This is a genomic window from Streptomyces pyxinae, assembly GCF_024756275.1.
GTDB lineage: Bacteria > Actinomycetota > Actinomycetes > Streptomycetales > Streptomycetaceae > Streptomyces > Streptomyces pyxinae.
In genome coordinates, this window is sequence record NZ_JANUGQ010000029.1 from 74,387 (window position 1) to 88,819 (window position 14,433).

The following is a 14,433-nucleotide window of genomic DNA, read 5'->3' on the forward strand; positions in this document are numbered from 1 at the left end:
TTCCCCCAGTCTGACCGGTGGCGTGTGAAGGGTGTGTTGCCGGGGTATGGCGTCTTCCCGCGACTGCTGGTGGCGGATGGTCGGCCGGATGAGCGGCATATAGGGTCGTCGGCGGATCGCACCATATCGGGAGGGCAACGGGGGGCAGGGTGAGCACACCGAACTGTCTGGCCGCCAACGACTGGATCTGCGCGGAGTACGTCCGGTCGCGGGCCCAGGAGTTGACGGACGCGACGGTCCAGCATGTCTGGATCACCGTCGTGTCGGTCCTGATCGGGCTGGCCATCGCCTTCCCGCTGGCGCTGCTGGTGCGGGCCAGGCCCCGGCTGTCCGGGCCGGTGCTGGGCGTGACCACCGTCTTCTACACGATTCCCTCGCTCGCCATGTTCTCGCTGCTGCTGCCGCTCCTCGGGCTGTCGGCTGCGCTGGTGGTCACCGGCCTGGTGCTGTACTCGCTCACCATCCTGGTGCGCAATGTGCTGGCCGGTCTCGCGGCGGTGCCCGAGGAGGCGCGGGAGGCGGCGCGCGGCATGGGATACGGGCCGGGGCGGCTGCTCTGGGAGGTGGAACTGCCGCTGGCGCTGCCCGCGATGATGGCCGGGGTGCGGATGGCGACGGTCTCCACGATCGCCCTGACGACGGTGGGTGCCCTGGTCGACTACGGCGGCCTCGGCACCCTGATCACGACCGGGCTGAAGAGTTTCTTCAAGGCCCAGGTGCTGACCGCCTCGGTGCTCTGTGTGCTGCTGGCGGTCGCCGCCGATCTGCTGCTCCTCGGCCTCCAGCGGCTGCTGACGCCCTGGACGCGGCGGCGGGGGAGCGGGGGCGCCGGGCGCGGCGGGCGGATACGGGTGGCGGAGGCGGGCTGAGCCATGGACGCGTTGACCGGAGCCTGGACCTGGCTGACCACCGGGGCCAACTGGCGGGGAGAGAGCGGAGCCGGCCACCGGCTGGCCGAGCACCTCTACTTCAGCGGGGTCTGCCTGGCGGTCTCCTGCCTGCTCGCGCTGCCGCTGGCCCTCTGGCTGGGGCACATCGGCAAGGGCGGCGCCCTCGCGGTGAACCTCTCCAACGTGGGCCGCGCGGTGCCCACCCTGGCGGTGCTGGTGCTGCTGACCCTCACCCCGCTGGGCCGCCACGGCGACCTGCCGACCATTCTGGCGCTGGTGCTCTTCGCCGTACCGCCGCTGCTCACCAACGCGTACCTCGGGATGCGCGAGGTGGACCGGGCGGTCGTGGAGGCGGCGCGGGGGATGGGCATGTCGCCCTGGCAGGTCTTCCGCAAGGTCGAACTGCCGCTGGCGTACCCGCTGGTGATGACGGGGCTGCGGGTGGCGACGGTCCAGGTGATCGCCACCGCCACGCTCGCCGCGATGGCCGGGCAGGGCGGTCTGGGCCGGATCATCACGGCGGGTTTCAACACCTATGACACGGCGCAGGTGGTGGCGGGGGCGCTGATCGTCGGCGCGCTGGCCCTGCTGGTCGAGGGTCTGCTGGTGGTGGCGGGCCGGGTCTTCGACCCGATGCGCCGCCGCCGGAGCACCGCCTGACCGGGCGGGCCCTCAGCGGTACGGGCCGGGGCGGCGCGGGCGGAGGCGGCATGGGGCCGGTGGACACGGGCCGCCGGCGCCGATGGGGCCGACCAGGCTGACGAGACCGGTGAGACCGGTGAGACCGAAGAAGCCGAAGAAGTCGAAGCGGCCGGTGAGGCCGATGAGTACGAATCGATGAGCAGCGGACTCCGGGGAGCGGGCGCTCTCCCGGGTCCCCGTCCGGACGGAGAGAACGGCATGAGTGGGACGAACGGGATGCGTGGGGCGAGCGGGACGGGCAGGACGAGCCGGGTGCGCGGCGCGGGCGCGGTGCTGGGCGTGCTGGCGCTGGCCGGCGGGCTCGCCGGGTGCGGCGGCGGGGACAGCTTGGAGAGCAAGGGCGGTTCCGGGGGTACGGGCGGCTCCGGCTCCGGCGGAAAAGGCACCCTGGTCATCGGCTCGGGAGGCTTCACCGAGGCCAATGTGCTGGCGGAGCTGTACGCCCAGGTGCTGGGCGACGCCGGTTACCGGACGTCGATCAAGACGGTGGAGAACCGGGAACTCTACGAACCCTCCCTGGAGAAGGGCGAGATCGACGTCGTCCCCGAATACGCGGCGACCCTCGCGGAATTCCTCAACGCCAAGGTGAACGGCGCGCAGGCGGCCACGGCGAAGCCGGTCGCGTCCAGCGAGGTGAAGGCCACCGTGACGGCGCTGGAGAAGCTCGCCGGGCCGCGCGGGCTGAAGGTGCTTCCGGCGGGACCGGCCGTCGACCAGAACGCCTTCGCGGTGACCAGGGAATTCGCGGAGAAGAACAAGCTCAAGACCCTTTCCGACCTGGGCGCGGCAAAGCTGAAGGTGAAGATCGCGGCAGGCGACGAGTGCGCGGTACGGCCGTTCTGCGCGCCCGGTCTGAAGAAGACCTACGGCATCGACGTGGCGGGCATCGACCCCAAGGGCGTCGGCACCACACAGGCCAAGCAGGCGGTCAAGGACGGCACCGACCAGCTGGTGCTGACCACGACGACCGACGCCACCCTGGACAACTTCGGCCTGGTGCTGCTGGAGGACGACAAGAAGCTCCAGAACGCCGACAACGTGCTGCCGGTGGTCAACGCCAAGGAGGCCGGTTCGGCGGAGATCGCCACCGTCCTGAACAAGATCACAAAGGCGCTGACCACGCAGGATCTGGTCGATCTGAACCGAAAGGTGGACGCCGAGCGCGCCAAGCCGGCGGACGTGGCAAAGGAGTACCTGGAGTCCAAGGGGCTGATCAAGAAGTAGCCGGCGGCCCCGTGTCCGGCCGCCGGCGCGGGACGGGCGCGCCGGGGGCGGGGCCGGGGCGAACCGGGAGGCACCTCCGCGCCGGGCGCGGAATGTGTGGATAACCGCCGGGCCATCACCCGGGTATCACCCGAGAAGACGGGGGAAACGGTATGAGGGTTGACAGCGGATCACACGAGATCCGACGGCGAAACATTGCCGGGCCGACACCCCATGGAACGCCTACGCACGGTAAATTTCAGGCCATGCCACGTGGACGCCACCGCCATTCCCCGCCCCTGCACCGGCTTCTGCCGCCCTCCGCGGTGGCCGGCGCGTCCGTTCTCTGCGCCGGCGGCGCCTGGTTCCTCGCGGATCCGCTGCCGCTGCGGGTGCTGGCCGCCGCCGCTGCCGCCGCGGCGGTCACCGGCGCCGTGCTGATGCGGAACTGGGACCGCGCCGCGGGCCGCCGGGTCGCGGAGCTCACCCGGGCCCGCGCGGGCGACCAGTGGAAGACCGAGGAGCGGCTGGCCGAGCTGGAGTCGGACCTGGAGGAGTCGCGCGCGGTACGGGCCCGGCTCGACGCCAAGCTCCGCGCCAAGCGGATGGAGCTGGCCGGGCTGCGCGGCGAACACGCGGCGCTGCTGCGGCGGTACGCCAACGCCGAGACCGAGCGGGCCAGCGCCCTGGAGGGCCGCCGCAAGCTCGCCCTGGGGTCCGCCGGCCCGGCCGCCGGGCACTCCGGCGCGCTCTCCCCGGCGGCCTTCCTCGGCGCCGCCCGGGCGCTGGAGAACCTGCCGCGCGGCACCGCCCGGCAGGCCGGGGACGGCCGGGCGCCGGCCACCGGGGGTGCCCCGGAGCCGGCCGCGCCGCCCGCCTCGCGCCGGGTGCCTGCGGCGGCCACCGCCGTGGAGCCGGCCGCGCACCGGCGCCCGGTGCCCCGCCCGACGGGCGGTTTCGACTTCTTCGGCACCCAGGGCACTCAGAGCATCCAGGGCGCCCAGGGCGCCCAGACCACTCAGGGCCGGGCCGCCGGCGCCGGGGGGACGGCGGCCACCGAGCCGGGCGCCGCCATCGAGGCCGTACAGGACCAGGATCTGGCCGATGTGGTGGGCGAGGAGGCGCTCGCCGCGCACCAGCGGCGGGCGGCCCGGGGTGAGCACCCGGCGGAGGCGGCCGCGCCCGCGTCCGGGGAGGCCGGGCCGGCGGGTGCCGGTTTCGCCGCCGGGGCGGAGCGTCCGGGCGGCGGCCGGCCGGCCGGGGCGCCGGAGGCCGGGGCGGTCATCGACCTGACCGAGCACGACGAGACCGAGCAGCTCGACATGGTGAGGCTGCACGGCGCGGTGGGCTGACGCCGCCGGGATCGTGCGGGACGAGCGCGGGGGCCCCGCGTCCGGGAGAACGGACGCGGGGCCCCCGGCCGTACCACCTGGCCTAGTGCTCGGGCCTACTTGTCGATGTCGCCGACGACGAAGAAGAGCGAGCCCAGGATCGCCACCATGTCCGCGACCAGGGTGCCCGGCAGCAGCTCGGAGAGCACCTGGATGTTGTTGTACGACGCCGAGCGCAGCTTGAGCCGGTAGGGGGTCTTCTCGCCCTTGGAGACCAGGTAGTAGCCATTGATGCCGAGCGGGTTCTCGGTCCAGGCGTACGTATGGCCCTCGGGCGCCTTGAGGACCTTCGGCAGCCGCTGGTTGACCGGCCCCGGGGGCAGCTCGGCCAGCCGGTCGAGACAGGCGTCGGCCAGGTCCAGCGCGTTGTGGGTCTGCTCAAGCAGGCACTCGAACCGGGCCAGGCAGTCGCCCTCCTGCCGGGTGACCACCTTCAGGGTGTCGCCCAGCTCCCCGTACGCCAGATAGGGCTCGTCCCGGCGCAGGTCGAAGTCGACGCCGGAGGCGCGGGCGATCGGGCCGCTCACCCCGTACGCGTGCACGGCGGCGGGCGACAGGACGCCGACACCCCGGGTCCGGCCCCGGAAGATCTCGTTGCCGAGCACCAGCCGGTCGAAGACGTCCATCCGGGAGCGCACCTCGGCGACGGCGTGCCGGACGCGCCCCGGCCAGCCGGCGGGCAGGTCCTCCTTGAGGCCGCCGACCCGGTTGAACATGTAGTGCATCCGGCCGCCGGAGATCTCCTCCATCACGTTCTGGAGCTCCTCGCGCTCCCGGAAGGCGTGGAAGACCGGGGTGATGCCGCCCAGTTCGAGCGGATAGGAGCCGAGGAACATCAGATGGTTGAGCACCCGGTTGAGCTCCGCGAGCAGGGTACGGACCCACACCGCCCGCTCCGGGACCTCCATGCCGGTCATCCGCTCGACGGCCATCACCACGCCGAGCTCGTTGGAGAACGCCGACAGCCAGTCGTGCCGGTTGGCCAGCATCACGATCTGCCGGTAGTCCCGGGCCTCGAAGAGCTTCTCGGCGCCCCGGTGCATATAGCCGATCACTGGCTCGGCGCGCCGGATCACCTCGCCGTCCAGGACCAGACGCAGCCGGAGGACGCCGTGCGTGGAGGGGTGCTGCGGCCCGATGTTCAGCACCATGTCGGTGCTCTCCGCCGCGCCGCCGACGCCGACCGTGGTCTCCCTGGTCTCCCCGGCGCCCTGCGCGCTCCCGGTACTGCTGGTGCTCCGCGTCATGCCCGCCAGTATCCCCCGGGCCGCGTCCGGGCCCGCCGGGCCCGGGGCTCATGGCGCGGCCCCTGGGCCCTGGGCACCGGTGGCGTGCGGCCGGCCCCCGGGGCGCACGCTCCGTGGTGTCCGGCCGGTCCCCGGGGCTCATCGGCCGGCCCCCGGGGCTCAAGGGGCGGTTCCCCGGGGCTCACGCACCGGCACCGCCCGGCCGGTCCCGGTCCGGCACCCGCTGGAGGAGCCAGGTGAAGTCCCCGAGCCCGCCCCGCGCGGTCAGCTCGGCGGCCTCCCCGGCGGCGGCCAGCGCCCGGAGGTAGCCGGCCGGGTCGGTGCGGGCCAGCTCCAGGGCGGGGCGGCTCCCACGCACCCCGAGCCGGCGCAGCGCCTCCCGCTGCGGGACCAGCTCGGGCGCGGGCCGGGCCCCACCGCCTGCCGGGGAACCGGCCGTCGGCACCGGGAAGCCGCCCGCCGGGGAACCGGCCGCCGGGGAGGCCGGCGCCGGGGAGCCACCGGTCGGGGGGCCGGCCACGCCCGCCGCCGCGCAGGCGTCCAGCGCCACATGCGCGGTCAGGTCGCAGCTGCCGTCCGGCACCGGGCGCACCTCCCGGCCGTCCCGGAATCCGGTGAGCGTCCCGGACGGCGGCCGGGCGCCCGCCTCATGGGCGTAGTCCACCGCCACCGCCAGGCCACCCGCCAGCGAGCCGACCGCCCGGGCCCACGCCTCGTCCCGGGGCCGGCCGATCTCGGCGCGGGCGCCCGGCCCGTGCGGCGGCCACCAGCGGGCCAGCCACTCCGCGTCGGCGCCGGCCACCGGGGCGCCCGGCCGCTCGGTGCCGTCCGGCGCGACCTCGACGTACCGGGGGGTGCCCGCCCCGTCGGTCTCGGCCACCTCCACGGGGACGTTGTCCAGCCACTCGTTGGCGAAGAGCAGTCCGCGCGCCCCGGCCGGCGGCCGGCCGGTCCAGACGACGGCCGGGTCCAGGCCGGGCGGCCGGGCGGCGCGCTCCACGGCGTACGCCCTTACCCGCAGCCCGCCGGGCACGGCGGCCAGCACCCCGGTCAGCAGCTCGCCCCGGCCCGCGCCCAGGTCCACGAAGTCCACCTCGTCGGTGCCCAGACGCTCGGCGACCTCCACCAGCAGCCGGGCCACCGCCCCGGCGAAGAGCGGCGAGGCGTGCACTGAGGTCCGGAAGTGACCGGCCGGGCCCTCGGGGCGGTGGTAGAAGCCGCCCGGCCCGTACAGCGCCCGCTCGGCGGCGGCCCGCCACCGCACGAACCCGCCGCCGGAGCCGGGCGTACCGCCCTCGGGGCCCGGAATCCCGGGGCCCGGGGAGCCGGGGAGAGCGCGGGGGCCGTCCGGCGCGCCGCTTTGACAGGTGTCGTCCGTCACCTCCCCAGTCTCCACCTTGGGGAGTAGCGCTCCGGTCGCCGGATGGCACCTCGGGGTGACCCGGGCGCCTTGGCGATCTGCCTACGCTGGGTTACGTGCAGCGTCTCTATGACTTCCTCCGCAGGCACCCGACGGGTGTCGACGGTTTCTGGGCCCTGATGCTCCTGGCCTTCTCCATGCTGTGGGTGCGTGAGATCCCGGAGTCCACTTCGCCGGTCCTGGCCGCCATGACCGTCGTGCTGCTCTGCCTGGTGATCGCGCTGCGGCGGCGGGCGCCGGAGAAGATGCTGCTGCTCGCCACCGGAAGCGGGGTGGCCCAGCTGGCGCTGGACATCCCGACCAACCCGGCCGATTTCGCGATGCTGGTCGTCATCTACACCGTCGCCGCCCGGGACGGTTCCCGCTGGGCGTCCCGGCTGGCGCTGGTGGGCGGGGTCTGCGCGGCCCCGCTCTCGCAGATCCGCTGGCCGGTCGAGGACGTCTCCGTACCCGGTCGGATCTTCTTCACCGTGGTGATGAGCGTCCCCTTCGTCCTCGCCTGGGTGCTCGGCGACTCGATCCGCACCCGGCGGGCGTACTTCGCCCAGCTGGAGGAGCGGGCCCACCGGCTGGAGGCCGAGCGCGAGGCGCAGGCCAAGGTCGCCGTGGCCGCCGAGCGGGCCCGGATCGCCCGCGAGCTGCACGACGTGGTGGCGCACAACGTCTCGGTCATGGTGGTCCAGGCCGACGGGGCCGCCTATGTGCTGGACAACTCCCCGGACCTGGCCAAACAGGCGCTGGAGACCATCTCGACCACCGGCCGCCAGGCCCTCGCGGAGATGCGCAGGCTGCTCGGTGTGCTGCGCACCGGCGAGCCCCGGGAGGCCGGCGAGTACGTCCCCCAGCCGGACGTCCGGCAGATCGAGGACCTGGTGGAGCAGGTCCGGGGCGCCGGTCTGGAGGTCGACTTCCGGGTGGAGGGCAGCCCGCGCCCGCTGCCCAGCGGCGTCGAGCTCACCGCGTACCGGATCGTGCAGGAGGCGCTCACCAACACCCGCAAGCACGGCGGCCCGGACGCCGGGGCGAGCGTGCGGCTGGTCTACTTCGACGACGGTCTCGGCCTGCTGGTCGAGGACGACGGCCGGGGTGCCACCCATGAGCTGTACGAGGACGGCGGGGCCGACGGCCGGGGCCACGGGCTGATCGGCATGCGCGAGCGGGTCGGTATGGTCGGCGGGACCCTGGAGGCCGGCCCCCGCCCGGGCGGGGGCTTCCGGATCAGTGTCCTGCTGCCCCTCAAGCCGGCCGAATGAGCCGGTCCGGCCGGTCTGATCCGCTGGACCGGCCTGATCGGTCTGACTGGTCTGATCGGTCTGATCGGTCTGACGGTCTGATCGGCCTGACTGGTCTGATCGGTACGACCGGTACGACAGGTACGACCGTCCGGAGCGGGCGGCCCGGCCCGGTCGGGTCGCTCCCTCGGTACCTTCGTTTGCCGGCCCTTCTCCCCATCCCGAGGAACCGAGGAACCCGTATGGCCATTCGCGTGATGCTCGTCGACGACCAGGCGCTGCTGCGTACCGGCTTCCGGATGGTGCTCGCCGCCCAGCCGGACATGGAGGTCGTCGCGGAGGCGGGCGACGGGGCCGAGGCGATCGACCGCCTGCGTTCCACGGCGGTGGACGTGGTGCTGATGGACGTGCGGATGCCCCGGCTGGACGGGGTGGAGGCGACCCGGCGGATCTGCGCCGGGCCGAACGCCCCCAAGGTGCTCATCCTCACCACCTTCGACCTGGACGAGTACGCCTTCTCCGGGCTGAAGGCGGGGGCCAGCGGCTTCATGCTCAAGGACGTGCCGCCGGCCGAACTGCTGTCGGCGATCCGCTCGGTGCACAGCGGCGACGCGGTGGTGGCGCCCTCCACCACCCGGCGGCTGCTCGACCGGTTCTCGCCGCTGCTGCCGTCGGCGGGCAAGGAGCCGCGCGACCCGGCGCTGGAGCGGCTCACCGAGCGGGAGCGCGAGGTCATGCTGCTGGTCGCGCAGGGCCTGTCCAACGGCGAGATCGCGGCCAAGCTGGTGCTCTCCGAGGCCACGGTCAAGACCCATGTCGGCCGGATCCTCACCAAGCTGTCGCTCCGGGACCGGGTCCAGGTGGTGGTGCTGGCCTATGAGTCCGGACTGGTCCGCGCGGGCGGCGGTACGGGGTACTGAGCCCCGGGCCCGAGCCCGGTGGACCGTACGGGAGGCGCCGGGCCGGTACGGCGAGGCCCGGGCACGGACAGCCGCCCCGGGCCGTGCACCAGGGGCGGGTCCGGCCCCGGCGGACCGCTCGGCGGCGTCCGGTCCGTACGGCGGGCCCCGGGCCGTACGCTCCCGCCTCCGGTCCCGGCTTCGGCCCCGCCCCCGGCTCAGCGCAGCACCGCCTCCAGGAAGTCGCTGCCGATCCGGGCCACGGCGGCCACGTCGAGCTGGTGCAGCACATAGCGGCCGCGCCGCCGGGTGGTGATCAGGCGGGCCTTCTTGAGCACCGCCAGATGGCGGGAGACCTCGGGCGCGGTGATCCCGTACGAGTCCGCCAGCTCGGTCGTCGTGTACGCGGCCCGGGCGAGCTGCCGGCAGAGCCGCATCCGCATCGGGTGGGCCAGCGCCTCCATGCGCAGCCCGAGCAGTTCCACCGAGCCCGGGTCGGCCGGCTCGGGCGCGCCGACCGGGTAGTGCACCACCGGGCGCCAGCCCCTGGCGTGCAGCACCCACAGATGGGGCCAGCCGAAGGCGGACGGCAGAAAGGTCACCCCGTTCCCGGCGGTGGTGTGCCCCTCGGAGAGCTTGTCCACCACGATCCGCCGGGCCGGTCCCTCCTCGCTGAGCGCCACGGCCGGGGAGACGTCCCGCAGCACGTCCGCCAGGCCCTTGCGGCGCAGCAGTTCCGTCTTGTGGCGTGCGTCAGCGGCCAGCCGGGGCTGCGCCCGGCGCCAGGTGTCGGCGAAGAACGCCTCGTCACAGTCCTCGAAGAGCCGGCGCAGCCAGGCCCGTACCGCCACCGGGTCGTCCAGCAGCCGCCGGGTGAAGTCCAGCTGCTTGGGCCCCCGGTTGGCGGCCAGCTCCAGGGCCCGGTCGGGCCGGACCGGATCGCCGGAGGCGTACGAGGCGGAGCAGGTGAACTCCAGGGCGGCGGTCACGAACCGTTCCTCGTCCAGCCGGTCCAGCAGATCCAGCTCCTCGGCCAGCGTGGCGCCCGGCCGGGCGTCCGGGTCGGTCAGCCCGGCGAACGGGGTCAGGACGTCGGAGAAGGTGGTGGCCCAGAGGAAGTTGGCCTCAAGCAGCCGGTCCGCGAGGTCGGGCTTGAGCCCGGCGGCGGTCGCGGTGGCCCAGCCGTGCAGCCCCGGGTGGTGCGCCGGTTCGGCCAGCGCGTGCAGGGCCGCGCCCAGTTCCCCCAAGGGGGACAGCTCGAAGACGATCCGCTCCTGCGGCAGGCCGGTGATGTCGATGGTCACGCTCACCCGACCCATGGTGGCGGTGTCCGGGCGGCCGCTCATCTCATTTGACGGCCCTCGTCAATCGACGCGCGGCGGCGGGGCCGGGCCGCGCAGCCTGGTCCCATGAACGCGACGCAGCAGCACATGATCGATCTCTACCGGGCCGCCCAGCGGGGCGAGACACCGCCGCCTCCGCCGGGGCAGGGCGACCTCGCGGCGCTGCGGTCGGTCCGTGAGTACCGCCGCTTCCGCCGGGTCCTGGCGGGCCGCCCGGCCGGCCCGTCCGCCCGCCGGCCCGGGACCGCCGGGTCGGGGACCACCGTGGCCGCCGGGGCCGGGTTCGGGAGCGGTGCGCCGCGCGGCTGGTGGCCCCGGCTCCGCGCCCGCCGGACGGCGGGCTGACCGGGAGAGGCTCGGAGAGCACGGAGGCCCGGTACGGCCGGGGGAGCACCGGAGAGTACGGAGGCCCGGTCCGGCCGGGGGAGCACGGCGGACGGGCGGGGAGCACGGGCGGACGGGCCGGGGAGCACGGCAGACGGCCGGGGAGCATGGCGGACGGGCCGGGGAAGCACGGCGGACGGACCGGGGGAGCAAGGCGGTCCGGCCGGCCCGCGGGAGTGTCCAAGGCTTTGCCCACAGCCTGTGGACAACTCCGGAGCCCTCCGTAACGCTGGCGTAGCATGGCGGGAAATCGTCCGGTACCCCTCGCGGACTGGAACGGAAGGCCGTCGCCGCGTGAACACTCCTGCTGAACCCCGCCCCGCCCGGCTCGCCGTCGGCGTCGTCGGCGCCGGGCGGGTGGGCCCCGCCCTCGCCGCCTCGCTGGCGCTCGCCGGGCACCACCCGGTCGCCGTCTCGGGGGTCTCCGACGCCTCGGTGCGCCGGGCCGCCGAGCTGCTGCCCGGGGTGCCGCTGATGGAGCCCGCCCAGGTGCTGGCCCGGGCCGACCTGGTGCTGCTCACCGTGCCGGACGACGCCCTGCCGGGGCTGGTCCGGGGCCTGGCCGAGACCGGCGCCGTACGACCGGGGCAGCTCCTGGTGCACACCTCCGGGCGGTACGGCGCGGCCGTGCTGGACCCCGCCCGGCGGGCCGGCGCCCTGCCGCTGGCCCTGCACCCGGCGATGACCTTCACCGGGACGGCGGTCGACGTCCAGCGGCTGGCCGGCTGCTCCTTCGGGGTCACCGCGCCCGAGGAACTGCGGCTCGCCGCCGAGGCGCTGGTGATCGAGATGGGCGGCGAGCCCGAGTGGATCGCGGAGGACGACCGCCCGCTCTATCACGCGGCCCTCGCGCTCGGCGCCAACCACCTGGTCACGCTGGTCGCCCAGGCCATGGAGCTGCTCCGGGCGGCGGGCGTCGGCGCCCCGGACCGGATGCTCGGCCCGCTGCTGGGCGCCGCCCTGGACAACGCCCTGCGGTTCGGCGACGCGGCGCTGACCGGCCCGGTCGCGCGCGGTGACGCGGGCACGGTCGCCGCGCACATCGCCGAGCTGCGCCGGCACGCCCCCGGCGCCGTCGCCGGCTACCTCGCCATGGCGCGGGCCACCGCCGACCGGGCGCTGGCCAACGGGCTGCTGAAGCCCGGACCGGCCGAGGAACTGCTCGGCGTGCTGGCCGACCCCCGGACCGCCGGGGCCGCCGGGCCCGCTGACGCCGGCGGCGACACCGGCGCCGGCCGTACCAGCGGCGGGCGCGGCGACGAAGCCGGCGGGCGCGACAGCGAAAACGGCACAGACGGCACAGACGACACGGACGGCGGAGAGGGCGGACCCGGCGGGGGCGACCTGCCCGGCGGAGGCGACCGACCCGACGGAGGCAGCAGCCGATGAGCCGCGAGTTCGCCCTGATCCCCACCCGCGCCGAGCTGGCGGACGAGCTGGTCCGCCGGGCGCCCCGGGGCCGTATCGCCGTGGTCATGACCATGGGCGCGCTCCACGAGGGCCATGCCACCCTGATCCGGGCCGCCCGCCGCCGGGTGGGGCCCGAGGGGTTCGTCACCGTCACCGTCTTCGTCAACCCGCTGCAGTTCGGCGCGGGCGAGGACCTGGACCGCTACCCCCGCACCCTCGACGCCGACCTGGCCGTCGCCCGGGAGGCGGGGGCGGACGCCGTGTTCGCCCCCTCGGTCGAGGAGGTCTATCCCGGCGGCGCCCCCCAGGTGCGGATCAGCGCGGGCCCGATGGGGGAGCGGCTGGAGGGCGCCGTCCGGCCGGGCCACTTCGACGGGATGCTCACGGTGGTGGCCAAGCTGCTCCATCTCGCCCGCCCCGACCTGGCCTTCTTCGGCCAGAAGGACGCCCAGCAGCTCGCCCTGATCACCCGGATGGCGCGCGATCTGAACTTCCCGGCCGAGATCGTCGGCGTACCGACCGTGCGCGAGGAGGACGGCCTCGCGCTCTCCAGCCGGAATCGCTATCTCTCGGCGGCGGAGCGGCGTACCGCGCTCGCCCTCTCCGCCGCGCTCTTCGCGGCCCGGGACCGGCTCGCCGCCCAGCAGGCGCTGCTGGCCAGGGCCGGGGCCGCGCCCGGCTCGGCGGGCCGGGCCGAGGCGCTGTCCCGGCTGGGCGAGGCCCGCGCGGCGGCGGACGCGCACGCGGTGGCCGCCGCCGCGCCGGCCGGTGCCGGAGCGGTTCGGAACGCCGCCCGCGCGGTACTCGGGGACGCGGAGAAGGCCGAACCGCCACTGGTGCTCGACTATCTGGCGCTGGTGGACCCGGCCGACTTCACCGAGGTACGGGACGACCACACCGGCCCCGCGGTGCTCGCCGTCGCCGCGCGGGTCGGCACCACCCGTCTGATCGACAACCTGCCCCTGACCTTCGGAGCCACCCGATGACCGGCATACGCCTCCAGGCACCCGCCCCCGGCTGGGCCGTCGACGCCGATGTGGTGGTGGTCGGCTCCGGCGTGGCCGGGCTCACCACCGCGCTGCGCTGCACCGCCGCCGGTCTGCGTACGGTCGTGGTGACCAAGGCCCGGCTGGACGCCGGTTCCACCCGCTGGGCCCAGGGCGGCATCGCCGCCGCGCTCGGGGAGGGCGACACCCCCGAGCAGCACCGGGACGACACCCTGGTCGCGGGCGCCGGACTTTGCGACGAGCCGGCGGTGCATGCCCTGGTCACCGAGGGCCCGGACGCGGTACGGCGGCTGATCGCCACCGGCGCCCGGTTCGACACCGAGCGCGGCGGGGCCATCGCGCTCACCCGGGAGGGCGGCCACCACCGCCGCCGGATCGCCCACGCGGGCGGCGACGCCACCGGCGCCGAGATCTCCCGCGCGCTGGTCGACGCGGTCCGCGCGGGCGGCATCAGAACCGTCGAGAACGCGCTGGTCCTCGATCTGCTCACCGACTCCGGCGGCCGGGCGGCGGGGGTCACCCTGCATGTGATGGGCGAGGGCCAGCACGACGGCGTGGGCGCGGTCCGGGCCCCGTCGGTGGTGCTGGCCACCGGCGGCATGGGCCAGGTCTTCTCGGCGACCACCAATCCGGCCGTCTCCACCGGCGACGGGGTGGCGCTGGCGCTCCGGGCGGGCGCCGAGATCAGCGACCTGGAGTTCGTCCAGTTCCACCCGACCGTGCTCTTCCTCGGCCCGGACGCGGAGGGCCAGCAGCCGCTGGTCTCCGAGGCGGTACGCGGCGAGGGCGCCCATCTGGTGGACGCGGACGGTGTCCGCTTCATGGTCGGGCAGCACGAACTGGCCGAGCTGGCGCCGCGCGACATCGTGGCCAAGGGCATCATGCGCCGGATGCGCGAGCTCGGCGCCGCCCATATGTACCTGGACGCCCGGCACTTCGGCGCCGCGATGTGGGAGTCCCGCTTCCCGACGATCCTGGCCGCCTGCCGGGCGCACGGCTTCGACCCGGTGACCGAGCCGATACCGGTCGCCCCGGCCGCGCACTACGCCTCCGGCGGTGTCCGTACCGACCTGCGCGGCCGGACCACCGTGCCCGGGCTGTACGCCTGCGGGGAGGTGGCCTGCACCGGAGTGCACGGCGCCAACCGGCTGGCCTCCAACTCCCTGCTGGAGGGCCTGGTCTTCGCCGAGCGCATCGCCGCGACCATCGCCGCCGGGGCCAGTGCCGGTTCTGCTGGTGCTGCCGAGGCCGGGACAGCCGGTGCTGCCGAGGCGGGAGCCGGCGCCGGGATGCCTGCCGCCGGTG

The 14,433-nt window shown here is 75.1% G+C and carries 13 protein-coding genes; 10 read left to right on the forward strand and 3 right to left on the reverse strand.

The features are described from left to right. Positions 1 to 149: 149 nt before the first annotated feature. The 4 genes from NX801_RS26000 to NX801_RS26015 all read left to right on the forward strand — a co-directional run bounded on the left by NX801_RS26000 (position 150) and on the right by NX801_RS26015 (position 4,147). On the forward strand, positions 150 to 869 hold the full coding sequence (locus tag NX801_RS26000) for an ABC transporter permease (protein ID WP_258790346.1): 720 nt from the start codon (positions 150 to 152) through the stop codon (positions 867 to 869). A gap of 3 nt (positions 870 to 872) precedes the next feature. Further along, entirely contained in the window at positions 873 to 1,550 is a 678-nt protein-coding gene (locus tag NX801_RS26005) for an ABC transporter permease (RefSeq protein WP_258790347.1), read from the forward strand. A gap of 258 nt (positions 1,551 to 1,808) precedes the next feature. Continuing rightward, positions 1,809 to 2,816 carry an ABC transporter substrate-binding protein gene (locus NX801_RS26010; protein WP_258790360.1) on the forward strand — a complete coding sequence of 336 codons (1,008 nt, stop codon included), beginning with the start codon at positions 1,809 to 1,811 and terminating at the stop codon, positions 2,814 to 2,816. A 245-nt stretch (positions 2,817 to 3,061) separates the two neighbouring features. Continuing rightward, positions 3,062 to 4,147 (forward strand): coiled-coil domain-containing protein, encoded by a 1,086-nt coding sequence (locus NX801_RS26015; RefSeq protein ID WP_258790348.1) that lies wholly within the window; start codon positions 3,062 to 3,064, stop codon positions 4,145 to 4,147. Between the two features lie 95 nt (positions 4,148 to 4,242). On the opposite strand, the gene NX801_RS26020 is transcribed toward NX801_RS26015, so the two are convergent. Both NX801_RS26020 and NX801_RS26025 read right to left on the reverse strand, forming a co-directional pair. After that, on the reverse strand, positions 4,243 to 5,433 hold the full coding sequence (locus NX801_RS26020) for an NADH-quinone oxidoreductase subunit D (RefSeq protein ID WP_258790349.1): 1,191 nt from the start codon (positions 5,431 to 5,433) through the stop codon (positions 4,243 to 4,245). Between the two features lie 181 nt (positions 5,434 to 5,614). After that, positions 5,615 to 6,742, reverse strand: coding sequence for an SAM-dependent methyltransferase (locus NX801_RS26025; protein WP_258790361.1), 1,128 nt, complete (start codon positions 6,740 to 6,742; stop codon positions 5,615 to 5,617). 167 nt (positions 6,743 to 6,909) lie between these two features. On the opposite strand from NX801_RS26025, the gene NX801_RS26030 reads away from it, so the two are divergent. Both NX801_RS26030 and NX801_RS26035 read left to right on the forward strand, forming a co-directional pair. Then, positions 6,910 to 8,106 (forward strand): sensor histidine kinase, encoded by a 1,197-nt coding sequence (locus NX801_RS26030; RefSeq protein ID WP_258790350.1) that lies wholly within the window; start codon positions 6,910 to 6,912, stop codon positions 8,104 to 8,106. A 221-nt stretch (positions 8,107 to 8,327) separates the two neighbouring features. Further along, positions 8,328 to 9,005: a response regulator gene (locus NX801_RS26035; protein ID WP_258790351.1), complete on the forward strand. Its 678-nt coding sequence runs from the start codon at positions 8,328 to 8,330 to the stop codon at positions 9,003 to 9,005. Positions 9,006 to 9,202: 197 nt separating this feature from the next. Here NX801_RS26035 and NX801_RS26040 read toward each other — a convergent pair whose 3' ends face one another. Further along, complete coding sequence (locus NX801_RS26040) at positions 9,203 to 10,288, reverse strand: DUF5937 family protein (protein WP_258790362.1); 1,086 nt, start codon at positions 10,286 to 10,288, stop codon at positions 9,203 to 9,205. A gap of 105 nt (positions 10,289 to 10,393) precedes the next feature. Here NX801_RS26040 and NX801_RS26045 point away from each other — a divergent pair, with 105 nt between their 5' ends. The 4 genes from NX801_RS26045 to NX801_RS26060 all read left to right on the forward strand — a co-directional run. After that, complete coding sequence (locus NX801_RS26045; protein WP_258790352.1) at positions 10,394 to 10,672, forward strand: hypothetical protein; 279 nt, start codon at positions 10,394 to 10,396, stop codon at positions 10,670 to 10,672. 333 nt (positions 10,673 to 11,005) lie between these two features. After that, entirely contained in the window at positions 11,006 to 12,100 is a 1,095-nt protein-coding gene (locus tag NX801_RS26050) for a Rossmann-like and DUF2520 domain-containing protein (RefSeq protein ID WP_258790353.1), read from the forward strand. Then, positions 12,097 to 13,107 (forward strand): pantoate--beta-alanine ligase, encoded by a 1,011-nt coding sequence (panC, locus tag NX801_RS26055; RefSeq protein WP_258790354.1) that lies wholly within the window; start codon positions 12,097 to 12,099, stop codon positions 13,105 to 13,107. The genes NX801_RS26050 and panC overlap by 4 nt, the downstream gene beginning before the upstream one ends. Then, positions 13,104 to 14,433 (forward strand): L-aspartate oxidase (locus tag NX801_RS26060; RefSeq protein WP_258790355.1); only part of this gene is annotated, 1,330 nt, incomplete at its 3' end. The genes panC and NX801_RS26060, both read left to right, overlap by 4 nt.

Bases quoted from the DNA above. Each gene is read 5' to 3' on its own strand.
- NX801_RS26005 (WP_258790347.1), top strand. From the start codon at position 873: ATGGACGCGTTGACCGGAGCCTGGACCTGGCTGACCACCGGGGCCAAC.
- NX801_RS26010 (WP_258790360.1), top strand. From the start codon at position 1,809: ATGCGTGGGGCGAGCGGGACGGGCAGGACGAGCCGGGTGCGCGGCGCG.
- NX801_RS26015 (WP_258790348.1), top strand. From the start codon at position 3,062: ATGCCACGTGGACGCCACCGCCATTCCCCGCCCCTGCACCGGCTTCTG.
- NX801_RS26020 (WP_258790349.1), bottom strand. From the start codon at position 5,433: ATGACGCGGAGCACCAGCAGTACCGGGAGCGCGCAGGGCGCCGGGGAG.
- NX801_RS26035 (WP_258790351.1), top strand. From the start codon at position 8,328: ATGGCCATTCGCGTGATGCTCGTCGACGACCAGGCGCTGCTGCGTACC.
- NX801_RS26045 (WP_258790352.1), top strand. From the start codon at position 10,394: ATGAACGCGACGCAGCAGCACATGATCGATCTCTACCGGGCCGCCCAG.
- panC (WP_258790354.1), top strand. From the start codon at position 12,097: ATGAGCCGCGAGTTCGCCCTGATCCCCACCCGCGCCGAGCTGGCGGAC.